19 protein-coding genes and 1 tRNA gene are annotated in these 18,918 nt (G+C 31.8%); 9 read left to right on the plus strand and 11 right to left on the minus strand.

Annotation, left to right across the window (positions count from 1 at the left end):
- Position 1: 1 nt before the first annotated feature.
- A complete protein-coding gene (gene coaE / locus P9515_RS00275) occupies positions 2-616 on the minus strand; it encodes a dephospho-CoA kinase (RefSeq protein ID WP_011819382.1) in 615 nt (204 codons plus the stop codon).
- A gap of 75 nt (positions 617-691) precedes the next feature.
- On the opposite strand from coaE, the gene argJ reads away from it, so the two are divergent.
- Positions 692-1,930, plus strand: coding sequence for a bifunctional glutamate N-acetyltransferase/amino-acid acetyltransferase ArgJ (argJ, locus tag P9515_RS00280; protein WP_041710671.1), 1,239 nt, complete (start codon positions 692-694; stop codon positions 1,928-1,930).
- A 168-nt stretch (positions 1,931-2,098) separates the two neighbouring features.
- On the opposite strand, the gene P9515_RS00285 is transcribed toward argJ, so the two are convergent.
- Positions 2,099-2,770 (minus strand): nucleotide-binding protein, encoded by a 672-nt coding sequence (locus P9515_RS00285; RefSeq protein ID WP_011819384.1) that lies wholly within the window; start codon positions 2,768-2,770, stop codon positions 2,099-2,101.
- Positions 2,771-2,923: 153 nt separating this feature from the next.
- Between P9515_RS00285 and P9515_RS00290 the strand changes: the two genes are divergently transcribed.
- Positions 2,924-3,886, plus strand: a complete 963-nt coding sequence (locus P9515_RS00290) for an aldo/keto reductase (protein ID WP_011819385.1) — start codon at positions 2,924-2,926, stop codon at positions 3,884-3,886.
- A gap of 19 nt (positions 3,887-3,905) precedes the next feature.
- On the opposite strand, the gene P9515_RS10010 is transcribed toward P9515_RS00290, so the two are convergent.
- Positions 3,906-4,040, minus strand: a complete 135-nt coding sequence (locus tag P9515_RS10010; protein ID WP_263969687.1) for a hypothetical protein — start codon at positions 4,038-4,040, stop codon at positions 3,906-3,908.
- Between the two features lie 482 nt (positions 4,041-4,522).
- Here P9515_RS10010 and P9515_RS00295 point away from each other — a divergent pair, with 482 nt between their 5' ends.
- Positions 4,523-5,647 (plus strand): THUMP domain-containing class I SAM-dependent RNA methyltransferase, encoded by a 1,125-nt coding sequence (locus tag P9515_RS00295; protein WP_011819387.1) that lies wholly within the window; start codon positions 4,523-4,525, stop codon positions 5,645-5,647.
- Between the two features lies 1 nt (position 5,648).
- Here the strand turns inward: P9515_RS00295 and P9515_RS00300 are convergent, their stop codons facing one another.
- The 3 genes from P9515_RS00300 to P9515_RS09560 form a co-directional block, all read right to left on the minus strand.
- On the minus strand, positions 5,649-6,035 hold the full coding sequence (locus P9515_RS00300; RefSeq protein WP_011819388.1) for a phage holin family protein: 387 nt from the start codon (positions 6,033-6,035) through the stop codon (positions 5,649-5,651).
- Positions 6,036-6,497 (minus strand): hypothetical protein, encoded by a 462-nt coding sequence (locus P9515_RS00305; protein WP_011819389.1) that lies wholly within the window; start codon positions 6,495-6,497, stop codon positions 6,036-6,038.
- Between the two features lie 180 nt (positions 6,498-6,677).
- On the minus strand, positions 6,678-6,821 hold the full coding sequence (locus tag P9515_RS09560) for a hypothetical protein (RefSeq protein WP_187146031.1): 144 nt from the start codon (positions 6,819-6,821) through the stop codon (positions 6,678-6,680).
- A gap of 91 nt (positions 6,822-6,912) precedes the next feature.
- On the opposite strand from P9515_RS09560, the gene P9515_RS00310 reads away from it, so the two are divergent.
- From P9515_RS00310 to P9515_RS00320, 3 genes are all read left to right on the plus strand, one after another.
- The gene (locus P9515_RS00310) at positions 6,913-7,275 is read left to right on the plus strand and encodes a hypothetical protein (protein ID WP_011819391.1); all 363 of its coding nucleotides are present in this window, start codon (positions 6,913-6,915) and stop codon (positions 7,273-7,275) included.
- Between the two features lie 76 nt (positions 7,276-7,351).
- A complete protein-coding gene (gene smc, locus P9515_RS00315; protein ID WP_041710531.1) occupies positions 7,352-10,942 on the plus strand; it encodes a chromosome segregation protein SMC in 3,591 nt (1,196 codons plus the stop codon).
- 45 nt (positions 10,943-10,987) lie between these two features.
- On the plus strand, positions 10,988-12,007 hold the full coding sequence (locus tag P9515_RS00320) for a PRC-barrel domain-containing protein (RefSeq protein ID WP_011819393.1): 1,020 nt from the start codon (positions 10,988-10,990) through the stop codon (positions 12,005-12,007).
- An 11-nt stretch (positions 12,008-12,018) separates the two neighbouring features.
- Here the strand turns inward: P9515_RS00320 and P9515_RS00325 are convergent, their stop codons facing one another.
- Positions 12,019-13,296 carry a glycosyltransferase family protein gene (locus tag P9515_RS00325; protein WP_011819394.1) on the minus strand — a complete coding sequence of 426 codons (1,278 nt, stop codon included), beginning with the start codon at positions 13,294-13,296 and terminating at the stop codon, positions 12,019-12,021.
- A gap of 16 nt (positions 13,297-13,312) precedes the next feature.
- Positions 13,313-13,394: transfer RNA gene (locus tag P9515_RS00330), tRNA-Leu, on the minus strand.
- 308 nt (positions 13,395-13,702) lie between these two features.
- On the opposite strand from P9515_RS00330, the gene accC reads away from it, so the two are divergent.
- Positions 13,703-15,052: an acetyl-CoA carboxylase biotin carboxylase subunit gene (gene accC / locus P9515_RS00335; protein ID WP_011819395.1), complete on the plus strand. Its 1,350-nt coding sequence runs from the start codon at positions 13,703-13,705 to the stop codon at positions 15,050-15,052.
- 18 nt (positions 15,053-15,070) lie between these two features.
- Here accC and P9515_RS00340 read toward each other — a convergent pair whose 3' ends face one another.
- Positions 15,071-15,376, minus strand: a complete 306-nt coding sequence (locus P9515_RS00340; protein WP_041710532.1) for a YggT family protein — start codon at positions 15,374-15,376, stop codon at positions 15,071-15,073.
- 89 nt (positions 15,377-15,465) lie between these two features.
- Here P9515_RS00340 and psbX point away from each other — a divergent pair, with 89 nt between their 5' ends.
- Together psbX and P9515_RS00350 are read left to right on the plus strand one after the other, a co-directional pair.
- Positions 15,466-15,654, plus strand: a complete 189-nt coding sequence (gene psbX, locus P9515_RS00345) for a photosystem II reaction center X protein (RefSeq protein WP_011819397.1) — start codon at positions 15,466-15,468, stop codon at positions 15,652-15,654.
- Between the two features lie 78 nt (positions 15,655-15,732).
- Positions 15,733-16,659 carry a Ycf66 family protein gene (locus P9515_RS00350; protein ID WP_011819398.1) on the plus strand — a complete coding sequence of 309 codons (927 nt, stop codon included), beginning with the start codon at positions 15,733-15,735 and terminating at the stop codon, positions 16,657-16,659.
- Here the strand turns inward: P9515_RS00350 and P9515_RS00355 are convergent, their stop codons facing one another.
- The gene (locus P9515_RS00355) at positions 16,660-16,893 is read right to left on the minus strand and encodes a chlorophyll a/b-binding protein (protein ID WP_011819399.1); all 234 of its coding nucleotides are present in this window, start codon (positions 16,891-16,893) and stop codon (positions 16,660-16,662) included. It abuts the gene before it with no gap.
- A 9-nt stretch (positions 16,894-16,902) separates the two neighbouring features.
- Entirely contained in the window at positions 16,903-18,885 is a 1,983-nt protein-coding gene (locus P9515_RS00360; RefSeq protein WP_011819400.1) for an ABC transporter ATP-binding protein/permease, read from the minus strand.
- Positions 18,886-18,918 lie beyond the last annotated feature (33 nt).

Consider the following 18,918-nt stretch of genomic DNA (forward strand, 5'->3'; position numbering starts at 1 on the left):
TCTAGAGAAGCTTTTGTATTGTCTTTATCCACAACTTTTGATCTTTTGAATTGTCTAAAATTACATTTGATAGTTTGGATTTATCTTCAAAATTAAATTGAAGATTTATAATTTTTTCAGCCTCATTATTTTCTATATTATCCCTCTTCATAAGTCTTTTCTTTTGGATTTCTCTTGGACAACTTACTAACCATATTTCACTACATAAATCCGTAAATTTCGCCTCAAATAGTAAAGGGATAACTAAAAGTAAAATTTTATTCTTTCCAAATTGATTACATTTTTCTATCATTTTTTCTTTAATCAGTGGATGAAGAAGATTCTGAATCCATTTCCTATGTATAGAATCGTTGAAAATGATTTTTTTTAATAATTGCCTGTTTATTTCTTTCTCAGAAGAATAATTATCAACTATTTGATGTCCAAAATATTCTAAAATTTTTTTATAGCTGTTACTTGTAGGCTTGATTAGTTCTTTTGAATATTCATCAGCATCCAATATTGGAATACCTTTATAGTTTTTTATGTAGTTAGCTATTGTAGATTTTCCACTTGCAATTCCTCCAGTAAGACCTATCCTTCTCTGATTCTTTATTAATTTTTGTTGGATGCTCATAAATTTAATAAGAATCTGTATTGCTGTGTTTTATATCTACAGAATAGTTAGTATAGGTTTAATTTATTGAGAAAATTGAGTCAGTTTGACACTAATTGGTCATTGGTAAGTGATGGGAAAGAAACTCCTAATGGTTTTTCTTTTGCAGGAATCTCTGCAGGGTTAAAGGATTCTAAGAAGAAAGACTTGGCATTAATAGTAGCCCCAAAAAATAGCATTTGTAGTGGTTTGTTTACACAATCACGTGTCCGAGCATCCTGTGTAGATATTTGTGAACAAAGGATTAAAAACTCATCGGGTCAGATAAGAGCAATATTAATAAATTCAGGACAAGCAAATGCATGTACAGGAGATTTTGGTATAAAACATACTTTAATTGCTACTAAGGAGGTTTCTCAATTACTAGGAATAAAAGATGAAGAGGTTTTAATGTGCTCAACTGGTGTAATTGGGATACCTATACAAATAAAAAAATTAGTTGATAATTTATCTGGTTTGGTCAAGGATCTAAAAATAAATAATTTGCAGAATGCTGCAGAAGCTATTTTGACTACTGATTTAGTTGAAAAAAAAATAACTCTAGAAACATTGATTGAAGGTAGAAAGATTAAGATATCAGGTTTTGCGAAAGGATCAGGAATGATTTATCCAAATATGGCTACGATGCTTGCTTTTCTCACATGTGATGTTGGTGTTGAGAAAAAAGAATGGGACAAGATGATTTCTCTTGCTGTTAAAAAATCTTTTAATGCTATTTCGGTGGATGGAGAGACAAGTACTAATGATTCATTTATTGGAATAAATGCAGGAAAAAAAATTGATAAGAAATATTTGTCAAAGATTCAATTAGGAGTTGATATAGCTTGCCAACATTTGGCAAAAAACATCGCTAGAGATGGAGAAGGAGCAAATTGTTTGTTAGAGGTATTGGTTGAGGGGGCAAAAAATAATTCAGATGCAATTAAAATGGCCAAATCGATATGTAATTCTTCACTAGTGAAAACTGCAATACATGGTTGCGATCCAAATTGGGGCAGAATTATTTCAGCCGCAGGCAACTCTGGAATTGATTTTAAATTAGATGTCGTTGATTTATATATTGGAAATTTTCAGATTTTAAAAAAGGGTAAGTTAAATCAATTTGATTCTGATAAAGTTGAAAATTACATGCGAACAAAAATGAATGGGAAATATTTAGTTGAGGATATAATATCAATAGTTCTTAAACTTAATTTAGGCAAAGCAAAAGGAACCGCTTGGGGTTGTGATTTATCTAAAAAGTACGTTGAAATAAATAGCGAATATACTACCTGATTTTAAGCAGCTCAATTGGTAAATATTCGTTTACATAAAGAAAGAGTATTGAAATAGTTCCTATTACTGAACCAATAAAACTTCCAATAAAATAATTAAATATTTTGGGTTGAATAATTTGTGAATTTTCTCCATTTTCTATATCGAAATCAGGGGAATCAACTACTTTTAGGCGCTGATTAGTTTTTGGTTGTTTAAGTTGTTGGTGTCGGATGAGTGCTTCGAAATCAGGCATGGAATTTGAGATGCAATGGAACAGTAGGCAGACCAGCCCGCCATTCGACGAGGATCTGATCTTCCTAAATCGTCTACAGCTTCAAATACTGCATTTCCCGAGGCCTCTGCCTTATCAAAGGCTGAAAGTAAAGGAATGAATGTATCAAAAACGTGTAAACCGAAATTTTCTAACGCGGCCTTGGCCTGTTTTGCTGCTTTTTGTTGTCTGAAATCTACTTTTACAATAGTGACTGCATGGTTAACTTTGAGACTATTCAACAAGCTAGCTAATTCAACTGTTAATTCAACAGACCTTGCTTTGGCAGTAGTTGGGAGAATCACTAAATCTGATCCGTAAGCAAGATGTTTAAGTTCTTCTTTATCACTGCTTGCTTGTCCGTCAGTTATTACAATTTCGGAAGATCTTGAAGCTTTTGCGGCTGAACTAACTGGAAAAACAGGAAATGGAAGGTTGCCTCTGGATGAGTAGGCTAATGCAGATCTATTTTTATCAGCATCGACTATACATACTTTTTTGCCTTGAGAATGCCAAACACTTGCAAGGTGAATACTTGTACAAGTTTTAGCAACTCCTCCTTTTTGCCCGCAAACAGTAATAAACAATTTTTTACTAATATTTACTTTACTTTGGAGAATAATTTCTTAATGTCAATAGGTAATTATTTGAAAAGTTTTAAAACTTATATTTCATAAATATTCTTTTATTGAATATATACTTTCAAGTAATCTTAAAAAGTATATTTTTAAGAAGATTAAGTGAACAAAAGAATTGGATTAGGAACATGGTCTTGGGGGAATAAAGTTTTTTGGGACTATCAAGCTTGTAATGATAATTCTTTACGGGAGACTTATAACGAAGCCTTACAAAGGGGGTTTAAGTTAATTGATACTGCAGATTCTTATGGGACTGGAAAACTTAATGGCAGAAGTGAGGAACTTTTAGGAAAATTTCTATTAGATACTTCTTCTTATCAAAAAAGAAGAATTAAGATAGCAACAAAACTCGCTCCTTATCCATGGAGAGTTGGGAATAAAGGTTTTACGAGACCGTTTCTTAATAGCTTAGAAAGATTAAATAATAAATTAGATATAGTTCAAATCCATTGGTCAACTGCAAAATATAATCCTTGGCAAGAATTGCAATTATTAAATAACCTTTGTGATTTAATTGATCAAGGTTTTAATTTTGAAATTGGATTATCTAATATTGGACCTCAAAGATTAGAGACAATTATTAAATATTTATCTAAAAGAGGTAAGAAGGTTAAAAGTGTTCAGGTTCAGTTTTCTTTATTATCTCCGGATTACCTCAAACAGATCAATGTAAAAAAAATTTGTGAAAATAATGATATTGATTTCTTGGCTTATAGTCCTTTATCTTTTGGGATATTATGTATAGATCCTGAAAAAAATGAAGACAATCAAAGTTCTTTTATACGTAATTTGATTTTTAAAAACTATAAAAAATCAACTATCCAATTAAGGAAATGCCTAAAAAATATTGCTGTCTCTAGATCAGTTTCACAAGCTCAAGTGGCAATTAATTGGTGTTGTTATCAAGGCGCCATACCACTTGTAGGAATGAGAAAAAAATCTCAAGTTATAGATATTTCGAATGTATTTAAATGGAACTTAAATAAAAAAGAATTTGACAAACTTCAAAAAGCCTCTAAACATTGTTTAAGAAAAATGCCTAGAAATCCATTTTCAAGTTTATAAAAGAGAAATTATTAGATATTTATGCAGAAATTTTTTTATTTTTTTTAAAATGATTATTGCCCCAAAGTTCTGTAGGAAAATTGGAACCTGTAAACCTTAAAACTTTTGGTTTAAAGTTTATCAATAAGTCATTAATGTTATTTTTTGTACTCATTTTCAAAATTAACTCTAAACAGACTAAAATATTTTTTCTCTAATCTTCTCGGTATTTATACTTAATAATATTTTGCAAATAATTTCTTATACGTCTTATTGAGCTAAATTTTACAAATTAATAAATTATCTAATACTAAATTTTAGTCAATTTAAAAAAGGTGGAGCCCTTCCAGGCTCCTTGGATCATTTGGTTGATAAGGCTGATATCACCCCATCTCCTTTGAAATCAAGCAGCAACTGGTGCTGTTTGACGGGAGAAACTAACGATTTTGTTAGCGTTTGTGTTTTTGCTCTAACCGAGCAGGCTTCAGTCATCTTCCTTACGCCCCGTCGAAACCATTACAACCCCAAAAAAATGGAGTTGAGCGGAATCGAACCGCTGTCCGAAACATCGGTTGAGATCACCTAGTCCAATTGGACATTTATATTCTGGCAGGCAAAATGGGTATTGAATAGTTATTTCATTAATTTTTTAAATATATGAAAGTAATTGCATCATCTCCTGAAGGTTTAGAGAAATATCTAGCAAGTGAAATTAATGATTTGGGTGGATTCAATATTAAAACTTATAAAAGATCAGTTTCGTTTGAATGTGATGATGCCACTTTTTATCGAATTCATTTTTTTTCAAGACTCGCCTTTCGTTTTTATCGAGAAGTTGCATGTTTTGCCTGCTATGACAGGCTTTCTTTATATGAAGGAGTGAGAGATTCATTTGATTGGTTGGCATGGTTACCTTTTGAAAAAACATTCAATGTTCAAGTCACTGGCAGAACTTCATCTTTAAGTCATTCACATTTCACTGCTCTAGAGGTCAAAAATTCAATAATAGATCTTCAACAATCGGCTTGGAATAAGAGATCAAATATTGCTTTAGATAATCCTGATTTGATAATTCATTTACATTTGAACAATGATCGAGGAGTGCTTAGCTTGCAGAGTAGTTTTGAAAGTCTTCATAAAAGAGGTTATAGACCTGCTATTGGAAATGCTCCACTTAAAGAAAATTTAGCTTCCGGATTATTAAAGATGACTGAGTGGAAAGGAACTAAACCTCTAATTGATCTTATGTGTGGTTCAGGAACGTTTCTGATAGAGGCCATTAACCAAACTCTTCAAGTTCCACTTAAATCTCAGCACTTTTATCTCTTTGAAAATTGGCTCGATTTTAATAAAGATATTTATCTAAAGGAGAAAACCAAGGCTCAGCAAAAAGTTTTTAGCTTTGACAAATTATCAAAAGTAATTGGCTGTGAGATTAATAAAGATGTCTTTAACCAAGCAAAAGCGAATATATCACTTGCAGGACTTGAAAATTATATTGAATTGCAAAATGATAACTTTACAAACATTAAATTTAAATCTTCAGAAGGATTAATTGTATGTAATCCACCTTATGGAAAAAAATTAGGTCAGGAAAACGAATTAATTACTTTATACGAGAATATTGGTGACTTTTTGAAGGGCAATTATTCTGGTTGGGAATTCTGGTTACTAAGCGGGAATCCAAAACTTACAAGATATTTAAAAATGAAATCTTCTTTGAAGATCCCTGTAAGTAATGGAGGTATTGATTGTAGATGGATTAAATATTTAATAAGATGATTTATTTTTTACCTAATACTGCTTTCGTTGTTTTACCTAAACCTTCTAGTGTTTGGGGTAAATAAGGTCCTTTAGCTAGTTTTCCTCCAAGTTTTAGACTTAAACCTGCAAGAAATAGATCAACAAAGATTATTAAAAGTAAATTATATTCGGTGGCCCAATTATTAAACTTACTAAGAGTTAGATAAAAAATAATGTGCATACAAATTAAAACTAATAATAGTAATATTCCACCAATAGCAATAAATATCCCTCCGCTTATCAGTCTTCTTTTTTCTCTGTCAACTTCTTGAAGTGCTATCCTTACATGCAAATCCATAACAGAACTCGCAATTGCAGAGATTCTTGAAGCGGTATTAGCAAAGTTTTTGCTTTTGGGTTTATCCATTTATTTTCTTCCGCTATTTATTAAAGTACCTATAAATAATCCTATACCAGCAGCAATAGCAATAGATAAAATTGGTTTTCTTCTTATTGGATTTTCTATTTTTGGCCTCAATGTATTATTCAATTCATCTAGTAACTCTTCCAATTGGCCTTCGATTGGTTCAATTTTCTCTGCAATTTCCCAATTATTTTCTTGAATTGAATCAATGATGTCAAATAATTGATTTTTAATACCACTAGCAGACGATCCAGTATGACTTGCTATTACTCCTACCAAGTCATCAAGGCTTCCTTTCGCAGTTTCAAGAGTTTGTTGTGCAATGGTAGGCCATTTCTCTTGAATTATGGGAATTAAACTATCGATTTTCTCACGTAACCATTTTTCTGACATTGCTTCTGCCCCTCGTGGTGCAGAAGAATTAACTGTTTCTTTAACTTCTTTTGGAGGATGAAAAGCTTCCATTGATCCACCTTCATTTCTTCTAGAGTAGTCTGTATTTTCTTAATTTGAAACCCTTCTCGTTAGATTTGTTTTTGATAATAAAATAATAGACATATAAAATTTTATTTACATTTCATTTATCTCCCATGTTCTGTAATAAGGTTTTGTTAAGCTTTTACTGACTTTATTAAATTAAGTTTTTTATTTCATCATGGATATCACACATACAGCAATTATTTTTGCATCTCGTACAATCCCAACTGATTTTGGATTGGTAGCAGCAGCTATTGCAGGAGCTGGCAGTTTGCTATTTATTGCTTTGAGATTTGTTCCTGATGCGGGCAATTAGGTTTTTCCTTTTTTAATTTGAATTACCTTGGCAATTCATTTTTATAACTGATCATAGAAATACAATAATTTATTGATGTACTAGATAATGAATCGATGGGTTTTACTCGAACATAAGATTCTAGGTAGTAAATTAATTGATGTTCACTATGATTTCCTCGTTGAAGATCAATTAGATTGTTTAACCTGGAAGTTTCATGAAATTCCATTACTCAATAAAGGTTTTATTAAAATAGGGAAACAACCAAATCATAGATTGATATGGCTTTCTAGAGTCGAATATCAGCTTTCTAATAATAGAGGTCTAGTAAAAAGAATTGATCATGGTACTTTTTCTTCTGTTCTTAATCAACAAAACTCTCAAGAGCTTAAATACTTATTGAATGGAACGTTATTAAAAGGTTTGTTAATAATAGATGGTAACTTTTGTCAATTAATAAATAATAATTAATTTGTTTTTATAAATAATCTTAATAATTCTCTTGAGATTTTTTGAAAAGTAGCTATTCTTACTTAGCTGTTGTGACTTGAGATTGGTACACATCAATCAGGTCGAGTTTGAAAATTTTAAATCTTTCGGAGGATGCGTAAAAATTCCTCTTGAAGAAGGTTTTACAGTGGTTACAGGTCCAAATGGATCTGGTAAAAGTAATATTTTGGACGGAATTTTGTTCTGTTTAGGTTTGGCAAATAGCAGAGGAATGAGAGCAGATAGATTACCAGATTTAATAAATAATTCGAAAGTAAAAGAAGGTAAAGCCTCCGAGACCTTTGTTTCTGTCAGATTTAATATTGAAGATTGGTCGCCAAGGGAAGATATTCCACCTTTGGAGTTAGAGGAAGATGATATTTCACTTAATAAAAATCAAAAAGAATGGGTTGTGACAAGAAAATTGAGGCTAATGCCTGGCGGATCTTACTCATCAACTTATACCTCCGATGGACGCCAGTGTACTTTACAACAAATACAGAGAGTTCTTAGAGATATAAGTGTAGATCCAGAAGGCAGCAATGTTGTGATGCAGGGAGATGTCACAAGAATAGTATCTATGAATAATAAGGAAAGAAGAACACTGATTGATGAATTAGCAGGTGTAGCTCTTTTTGATAGCAGAATTGAACAAACGCATTCAAAACTGAATGATGTGTTTGAGAGGCAAGAACGATGCGAAATTTTAGAAAATGAGTTGCAATCTAGCAAGATAAAGCTTGAAAAGGAATGTGAAAAAGCAAAAAAATATAAAGAGTTAAAGGCAAAACTATTTCATATTAAGGAGATTGAAAAAGTACTTTTATTCGATAAACAAGTTCAGAATATTCAATTAATTAAGCAAAAAAATACTAACTTACTCAACAGTAAGATTTTACTTAATCAACAAAAAGAATCTCTTAGTAAAGAAATAAACGTTTTGCTAGATGCAATGAAAGTAATGATTGCAGAATTAAAAGAGAAAGGAGAAGATACTTTAATCAAAGTAAATTCTGATATTGGCAGTATTAATTCAAATTTAAGAGAATTAGAAAGAGTAGCTATTGTTAACAAAGAGGAAGGAATTAAATTACAAGAGCAACGGGATAATATTGCAATTTCTAAAAAAAATACTGAGTTAGAAAAGAATCAGCAAGAAAAATTTAATGATAATTTTCTAGAAAAATTAAACTTGAAGATTCAAGATTTAACGCTAAAGCATAAGTTATCAAGAAAAAAACTTTCTGATGCGGCAGGAGAATCAGGTGAATTTTCGAAGCAAAGCATAAAGTTGAATAATGAATTAGATTATCTAAAATCTTTAATCCAACCTCTCGAATCTAGTAAAAGAAATATTGAAGAGGAGATCATACAAATTAATATTCAAAGAGACGAAATATCATCTCAAATAGAAGGTTTCAAGTTAGAAACAAAAAAACTATCAGAATTTAATCAAATCAATGGAAAATCAACTGATGCAAAAAATCGTATTTTGAGCAGTATTAGATCTGAAATTGATACTTTAAAACTTGAAATAGAAGTGTTAAATAAAACTAAAGTAAGGCTAAACAATGAACAATTAAGGCTTGAAAAGGATCTATCAAGATGTGAAAGTAGAAAAGAAGCTCTTAATGAAACAAGAGGATCATATGCATTAAGAGTACTTTTAGAGGCGGGTTTAGAGGGTATACATGGATATGTTGCTCAATTGGCCGCAGTTAATGAAAAGCATAGGTATGCCTTGGAAATTGCAGCTGGGAATAGACTGGGACAAATAGTTGTGGATAATGACACTATTGCTTCAAGATCAATTGAAATTCTTAAAAAAAAGAAAGCTGGAAGATTAACCTTTCTCCCACTTAATAGAATCAAAATTCATAGAAAAAATTTTGCACTGACAAGATTTGAAAATTCTAAAGAAAATGGATTTGTTGATAAGGCTTTTAATTTAATTGATTGTGATGATGTTTATACTGATGTTTTTAGATATGTTTTTGGGGAAACAGTAGTCTTTTCCGATTTAGAGTCAGCGAAATTATCTAATCAAAAAATTAGAATTGTTACTTTAAGCGGAGAACTCTTGGAAGTTAGTGGTGCAATTACTGGAGGTAGTAAAGTTAATAAAGATCTAGCTTATAGGTTTGGAACTAATAATGATATTGATGAGGCGCACCCCATTAAACAAAGGCTTTCACTAATTGATGAAGCTTTGAGAAAATCAGATAATGATGTTGTAAATAAAACTAATAAGTTGAATAAATTAAATTTTAATCAAAGGGAAATATTAGAAGATTGCGTATCCTCTAATAAAGAAATCGAAGTAAATAATAATTCCTTAAAAGTTTCGATGCAAAGAATCGATGATAATACTCTGAGGCTAAAAAAGCTTACTAGTCAAAATAATTTACTAAACGAGAAATTGGATCATATTCAGAGCGAAATAAAACCATTAAAAAGTAAGTTGAATGAATTGGAGATAGTTCTAAAAAAGAATTATGAAGATAATCAAAGATCTTCTTTAATGACTCATAATAATGATTTTGAAAAACTAGATAAAGAACTTGAATTATTAACTCAAGAGAAAGATGAATTATTAAATAAAAAGAACCAATTTGTGTTAAATCAAGAACGTATTAAAAATCAATTAAATCTAATATCTTTACAAGAAAAGAATCTTCAAGAATCAATTAAAGAGCTTTCAAATGCACATAATGAATGGATAAAGAAAAGAGATGGTTATAAAAAAGAGCTTGCAAGTCTTGATGATCAAAAATCATTACTTGAAAAGGATCTTGGAATATTAAGAAGAAAAAGGGATGAGTTGAATTCATCTATTTCTAATAAAAGACAAGAAATCAATGAGTTCACTCTTAAGTTGGAATATCTCGAAAGAGATATAAGTTCTCTAAATGAGGAAATGCGTAGCGAAACTATAAAGTTAGAAAACTATAAAAAAGAGCTACCAGATCCTTTGCCCAGCTTTGGAGAATATGAAAGTATAACTCTTGATTCGTTACAGTCAGAGATCGTAATTCTTAATACGAAATTGGAAAGTTTAGAACCGGTTAATATGTTGGCCTTAGATGAATTAGAGGAATTGACAGAAAGATTAAATAATTTAATAGAGAGACTGGAAGTGTTATCTAATGAAAGATCCGAGTTGTTATTAAGAATAGAAACTGTTTCAACCATGCGACAAGAAGCCTTTATGCAGGCATTTAAGGAAGTTGATAAGCATTTTAGAGAGATCTTTGCCAATTTATCTGATGGAGATGGCTTCCTTCAGCTTGAAAACTCCGATGCTCCTTTGGAGGGAGGTTTAACTTTAGTGGCTCATCCTAAAGGAAAAAATGTTAGAAGATTAGCTTCAATGTCAGGTGGTGAAAAATCGTTAACGGCTTTGAGTTTTTTATTCGCTTTGCAAAAATACAAACCTTCTCCATTTTATGCATTAGATGAAGTAGATAGTTTTTTGGATGGTATTAACGTTGAAAGGTTATCAAAATTAATAACAAGTCAGTCATCAAATGCTCAATTTATAGTCGTAAGCCATAGAAGACCTATGATAAGTGCATCTGAACGAACAATTGGTGTTGCTCAAGCAAGAGGTGCTAATACTCAAGTTGTTGGATTACCAAATGCTGCATAATCACACTTTTGCAAAATTTTACGTCAGAATAGCAGAAAGATATTAATGAGTTTGTCGAACACATCCACAAATAATAATGGTCGTAATTCCGTACCTAGCGAACGTCTATGGTTAAGATCGGAACTTATGGGGACGCAGGTTATTACTACTGATACTGGTAGGAGATTAGGTGTTGTAGGTGAAGTAGTCGTTGATATTGATAGAAGAGAGGTAGTTGCTTTAGGCCTTAGAGATAATCCTCTTACAAGATTTTTACCTGGTTTACCTAAATGGATGCCTCTTGAAAGCATAAAGCAGGTTGGCGATGTAATTTTGGTAGATTCTTTAGATTCATTAAGTGATGGGTTTTCTCCTGAAAGATATGGGAAAGTTATAAATTGTCAGGTAATTACGGAATCTGGCCAGCTTCTTGGAAGAGTTCTCGGATTTTCTTTCGATATTGAGACTGGAGATTTGATTTCTCTAGTTACGGGTGCTGTGGGAGTCCCCATTCTCGGTGAGGGTGTTTTAAGTACTTGGGAAATCCTTGTGGATGAAATAGTCAGTAGCGGTACTGACAGAATAATTGTTTATGAAGGGGCAGAAGAAAAACTGAAGCAACTCAGTAGTGGATTACTCGATAAACTTGGAGTAGGTGGTTCTTCTTGGGATGAAAGGGAATCGAATAGATATTCAGCAAATCTTGTTCCAGTAGAGAACCAACTACTATCGGGTTCTGAATCAGAAGAACAAAACAATTTAATAGAAGAATTTAAAGAAGAAGATATAGAAGAGGAAGAGTATGAAGAAGAACTTGAATATGTAGAAATTGAGACAGCAAAAGAAAAAATCAATAATAAGAAACAACTTTATTTAGATAATGACTCCTCTGAACAATTAGGTAATCAAATTAAAAAAGAGAATATGAAAGAATTTGTTGTTCAAAGACAATCTATATCAAATCGGGCTTCAAAGAGACCAATTCAAAGATCTCAAGAACCTTTAGATATTGAACCTGTTGAAGACAAAAAAATAGTCATAGATAATGATCAATCAGAGTCTTTTGAAATTGATGATCCTTGGTAATTACTTTTTATTTAACTGAGTTTTTTGATTGAATTAAAAATAATATAAGCTAATTTTTTAACTGCACCAGTTTTGCCTCGATGTTTTGTTAAATTATTTTTTTGCTCTTTTAAATATTTTTTATTTTTTATTAGAAATAGAGCTTCATTTGCGATTTGTCTGGGTGAAATGTTCCCGATCCTTTCTGGAATAATTAACTTATTAGCTTTTATATTTGGCCATGCAAAAAATTTTTTTTTCTTTAAATACCAATTTTTAATTATAAATGTAAAGAATTTATTGATGAAAGAGATTTTCCCAATTATTCCTAAGATACCGTCCCAAGCATTCATTACATTTAAATGTTGAGTAGGGAGAATAACTATCATAGGTAAAGCAAGTGAAGCTAATTCAGCAGTATTTGCTCCAACTGTGGTAATTGCGAGATCACATTTTTTTAGTACTTCATAGCAAGGGTGTTTATTAATTAAATAAATTTTTGTATTATTTGAGGTTTCAATGACAGAATCAAAAATAGAATTTTTAATATTCCTAATTCGTTTTATTCTCGATGAATAATGTTTTGTAATAGGATTCTTGTAACTTTGAAAGTATAAATATTCGCTTGTACTTGTAGTTGGTGCGATAGGAATAATTAAATTAATATTTTTATTATTTTTATGAATATGATCAGCTATTTCAAGAAAGTACGGAATACCAACAGATAGCTTTGGTTTTTTAGAACCTGGTAATAATGCAATCCAATCCTTTTTTTCAGTATTCAAAGAATCTGATTTGTTTTTTTTGATGTCTGCCATTAAATCGCCAACTACTTTACATTTATATCTATGGTTTGAAGGAATATTTTTCTTAACGTTTTTATTCATTGCTGCAATTATGTTGTTCCAACGTGGCCATCTTGAAATCCATTCGGCATATGTGATATTCATATAACCTAATCTTTTTGCTAGTAAAACACTCCAAAACTGATCACCTCCAAGAAAAATAACTATCCCTTTTTGAGGCCATTTTGCAAATTTTGAGGGCCTGATTAATAATTTCCAAAAACTCTTTGATTTTGTAATTAATTCAAATATTTTCCATGATTTGGCAACTGAATATTCTTTCCCAGTAGCATTAGGACAAGGTACAAGAACTAATCTTAAGGAGAAATTCAATTTTTCAATATCTTTAGAACAATTATTTATCTGATTTAGATAATCAACTACTGGCTTTACCCAAGTTGATAATTCTCCTGGCCCATTGGATATAATTACGACTGCAATTGATTTTTTTTTCATTGCAGTCATTCCTAATCACATGAAATGCGGACGGCGAGACTTGAACTCGCAAGGCCTAAGCCACACGCTCCTTAGACGTGCGCGTCTACCAATTCCGCCACGTCCGCAAAGGGTTTTCGAGAACAGGGGTGTTCTTAAACCATTAGGTCATCATACATTAATCGCATTAATTTGTGATAGTGTTTTTGTTAATAAGCTAGGATAAACTCTTTAAAAGATTTATTTTTAATTAATTAGGTTTTAAATACTTATAAATACTGCTTTTTCTTTTGCATAATTAAATAATTATCCATATATAACGTTCTAGGTTGTATTGTTAATCAATGCATTCTTGAAATTCAAAAAGATTTATTGAATACTTGTTAAAGTATTTTCAATTTAAATTCATTTTTCATTTCTTCAATTTAATTTTGTAATGGTTGAAAAAGTTTTAATTGCTAATCGTGGAGAAATAGCTTTACGAATTATCAGAAGTTGTAGAGAGCTTGATATTGCAACTGTTGCTGTTTATAGCACCATAGATAAAAAGGCGTTACATGTGCAATTAGCAGATGAAGCAGTTTGTGTTGGGGACTCACTCAGTAATAAGAGTTATTTAAATATTCCTAATATTTTGGCTGCTGCCACATCAAGAGGTGTTGATGCTATCCATCCAGGTTATGGTTTTCTTGCTGAGAATGATAAATTTGCGGAAATGTGCAACGATCATGGCATAACTTTTATTGGGCCATCTCCTAATGCAATTAGATCAATGGGAGATAAATCTACTGCTAAAGAAACAATGGAGAGAGTAGGAGTTCCCACTGTTCCAGGAAGTAAAGGTTTATTATCCAGCGTTGAGGAGGCCTATCAAATGGCTAAAGAGATTGGATATCCAGTCATCATCAAAGCTACTGCTGGAGGAGGAGGTAGAGGAATGAGATTGGTTGAAAATAAGGCCAATTTAGAAAAAATGTTTAAGGCAGCACAAGGTGAAGCAGAAGCTGCATTTGGTAATGATGGATTATATATGGAGAAATTTATAAAAAAGCCAAGACATGTAGAGATTCAAATCCTTGCTGATAGGTCAGGTAATGTAGTTCATCTTGGAGAGAGAGATTGTTCTGTACAGAGGAGACACCAAAAATTATTGGAAGAGTCTCCTAGTCCAGCCATTAACCGTTCTCTTAGAGAAAAAATGGGTAATGCAGCAATTGCTGCTGCAAAAAGTATTTCTTATGAAGGAGCGGGAACAGTTGAATTTCTAGTTGATGATGAGAATAATTTTTACTTTATGGAGATGAATACTAGAATTCAGGTAGAACACCCTGTAACTGAAATGGTCACTGGGGTTGATTTGATTGCAGAACAAATCAAAATAGCTGGAGGTGATAATTTAGGATTTACTCAAGACGATATTCAATTAAATGGTCATGCTATTGAATGCAGAATTAATGCTGAGGATCCCTCACATAATTTTCGTCCATCGCCAGGGAAAATAACCGGATGGCTACCCCCCGGGGGCCCTGGAGTAAGAGTTGATAGTCATGTTTATACTGGTTATGAAATTCCTCCATTTTATGATTCACTTATTGGTAAATTAATAGTTTGGGGGAAAGACCGTAATACTGCTATAAAAAGAATGAATAGAGCTTTAAATGAATGTGCCGTAACAGGAATTCCAACAACAATAAACTTTCATTTAAACCTTCTAAATAAAACGAAATTTATGGAAGGAAAAATTCATACAAAATACGTTGAAGAAGAATTATTACCTAACTATTAAATATAATATAGTGCTTTCTTAACTAATACTTTTTTGTATCGCTAATTTGATTAGACCTTGTTGCCCAACAAGTATTTCACGTAAAAAACTTATTATTCCTATCCAAATGACGGGACCTACATCGACTCCCCCAATAGGAGGGATTAGTTTTCTAGTAAAATTTAAAATAGAACTTGTTGGGATTGCGACCAATAACCAAAAACCCTTATTTAAATCAATTTTCGGGTACCAAGTTAGTATTAATCTTATTAAAAAAATCAGCGTTAGAAATGATAGAAGAATTCCTAGCGTTAAATCTAAAACGGTTAAATAGTTTTGAGACAATGAAATGACAATTATTTAATCCATCTTAATAAACATCCCATAAGTTAGGATTTAATTCGTATTATAAATTCAGAATTTAATTTAAAAAAGTGATTCAAATTTCAGACCTATTACTAATCGCTAATGTTTCGCCAGAAGTGGCAGGTAGTTCCGGTTTTAATATGATAGCGAGTTTTTTCGCTGCAGCCTTGCTTATAGTAATACCAGCAGCAACATTTTTGATATTTGTTAGTCAAAACGATTCACTAGATCGTACTTCAGCTACACGTAGACGCTAGTTTTTATAAAAGTTTTAAGTAAACTATATATAGAGGTGTTTTAATTCACCTTAAAAAATAATTTTTTGGAGAAAAAAAGTGGTCAATGCTAGTCTAAATTGGGCGAGTATTGTAGGCATCGTACTAGCTGTATGTGGGGGTGGCCTATATTTTTTGAGATCCTTTAAACCTGCCCTGGCTAGGGATTATGATGTTTTCTTTGCAGCAATAGGACTCTTGTGTGGAGGGATTTTATTTTTTCAAGGATGGCGGTTAGATCCTATTTTGCAATTTGGGCAGTTTTTATTAGCAGGAACGACTGTATTCTTTGCATATGAAAGTGTTCGATTAAGAGGTGTTGCAACTGATCAAGCAAGAAGATCCTCTTATTTTGAAGATGATCAGATTCCTGACATGCCTAGGAATTCTTCTAGAAATAGATTTAATGATGATTATGATCGATTTGATGATTCCGATAGAATAGCCAGAAGATTTAAACCTCAAGAAGATGATATAGAAGAAGATTATATAGAAGGTAGATCGCAAAGGAGAAATATATCAAGAGCTATTCCGGAGTCTGCAGTAAGCAGAAGGCGTCCTCCTCTAAGAGAATCTAATAAATTTGAGAATGAGGAACCAAAGAGAAGAAGAAATCGGTCTGAAGATAGGATGCCTAATGAGGAAAGAAGAGCTAGTTTTGGAGAAAGGCGAGCATCAAGAAGTGATGTTAAAAGAGGTTCGCGACCATTACCAAATAAAGAAGTTTCGAGAAAATTAAATAATTCCTCTCTTAAAGATTCTTTCTCCTCTACAAAAACGACAAGGCAATCTATAAGATCTCAAATTCCAAGAGAAAAAGTAGAAGATGCATCATTTTCTCAGAATATTAATGAAGAAAAGAAAACTCGGCAAGCACGAAGATCCTCATCTAATGACAGATCAACTTCCAAAAATCAAGCTGGAAGATATACAGTTGGCACCAAAAAAAATAAATCCAGAGATAACAGTTCTAGATTTGATGATTAATTAAAATATCCCAACCCAGTTAAAAAATGATTTCTGACTAATTAGTTCAATTAATATTATTGCTAAAAATCCAAGCATTGCGAATCTTCCATTTGTTATTTCTGAATAATTGCTCCATCCAAACTTATAGGTATCTTCAATTTCAGTTGATTGCTCGTCAACTTTAATTTCTTCAGAATTTATTTTTTCTACATCCATAGATTCTTTATTATATTGTTCTTGATTTGATGTCATGATTTTAAACTAATTTTTAAAATTATACTTATCTGTAGTAAATAATTTCCAGTCTCCTTTTCCATTTAACTCTAGAATGTTCTCATGAAATTCCTTTAAACTAGGTCTATGTCCAACACTTATTAATGATAATTCTCTATTTCTTAATAAGTTATATAATCTTCTTTCGGTTTTAATATCGAGTGCACTAGTTGCTTCATCCAATACAGCAAATCTCGGAGAATTTAGTAATAATCGCGCAAAAGCTAATCTTTGCTGCTCTCCTAGTGAAAGTATTCTTGGCCAATCTTGTTTAACGTCAAGATTGGGATATCTATCAACCATTGATTCTAAATTTACTTCATTAAGAACAGAAATTAAGTGGTCATCACTAAATTTATCAACTTCTGTTGGGTAACATAATTGTTCCCTTAAAGAACCTAGTAACATATAAGGTTTTTGAGGAATAAATAGTAAATCTCCTGTACTTGGCTTTTTAATCGATCCTTGATTAGGTTCCCATAAGCCACTTATCATTCTTAATAAAGATGTTTTGCCACAACCAGAGGGCCCTACCACTAATAATGATTGATTTGTTTCAATACTTAGATTTAAGTTTTTTATAACAGCTTTATTAGATCCAGGAGGAAATAGGTCAGCATTATTGATAAGGATAGAAGAATAATTAGAAATGATATTTTGATTATCTATTGGCTTGGTTTGACTGATACTTTCAACTTTTGACTGGAATCCTTCTAATCTCCCAATTCCAGCGGTGAACTTTGCTAGTTCCTCTATTTGATTAACAATAAAAAACAACGAACCTTCCACCATTCCAAATGCGAAGCTTGCTTGAATAAAACGGCCATAATCAATATCTCCTCGAAAGTAAGGGATTGCCATTATTAGATACGGAAAGAAGTTACCAGCATAATTAATAGAGCGTCTCATAACATCAATGATCACCCTCCAAATTATTAATAAGTTGAAGTTTTTAACTACTGCCCCCAATCTTCTCTCTGTTTCACTTTTTTCTGGTTTTTCACCTGCATAAAAAGCTATTGATTCAGCATTGTCTCTAATATGCACTAATCCATATCTGAAATCTGCTTCATATCTAAGTTGATCAAAATCAATTTTTACAAGATTTTTTCCAGCAATCAACAGGATAGTAGTTGCAAATAAAGCGTATCCGAATAATGAAAAGGTTAATGTTGTACTAATGCTCCATAATATAAGAATATTCAGAGAAAAAGTAAGTAGTGCATCAAAAACTCCTAAAGTAAATGATAAACTTTGACCAGTGAAAGCTCTGGTATCATCAGTTATTCGTTGGTCAGGATTATCTACGTCAGTTTGTTCCTCATCATTTGGATTTAGTTGGTAATATGCTTTATTTGTCATGTAGTCTTTAACTAAGCTTTTCGAAAGCCAATCTCTCCAAATTATTCCTAATTTATAGGTAAAGAATATTTGAGAAACTCGAATTGGCAGAGCGACAGCAAAACAACAAGCATAGATTCCCAGGATTCTATAAAATCCATCTTGTTGTTTTTCTACTAAAGCATTGGTTAAGTCCCTAGCAATAAATCCTATTCCTGCATTAATTCCATTTACAGCTAAAAGCATTAATACTATTACTGCGAGGAATAACCAATGTAACCATCTACGGTTCTTTAGTTGACGTCTTAAACTAAAAAAACTTCCTGAACCAATCAGAAATAATCCTGAAAATAATAAGCCCCATAAACCAGACCATATTGTATTAACAGTATTGACCACTCCTCCAAAGTATTTTTCAAGAAAAACAGGTTGAATGCTTTCAAAAAAACTAATGATGCCTGTAAGGCCGACCAGAACAATTCCTCCAACACAGAACAAAAGGGATATTAAAAGCCATATAAATTGAAATCCATTACATTGATCAATAGGGAGAAAAAATGGCTGAGCTAACCTTCTTAACTTCTGTAATTGATTTATTATTTTAGATTTATTTTGTACTACATTATTCATATTTATTAATATACCTTTTATTAAATTAGATTA

Origin of the sequence: Prochlorococcus marinus str. MIT 9515, from assembly GCF_000015665.1 — a bacterium.
In the GTDB taxonomy this organism is placed as follows: Bacteria; Cyanobacteriota; Cyanobacteriia; order PCC-6307; family Cyanobiaceae; genus Prochlorococcus_A; species Prochlorococcus_A marinus_P.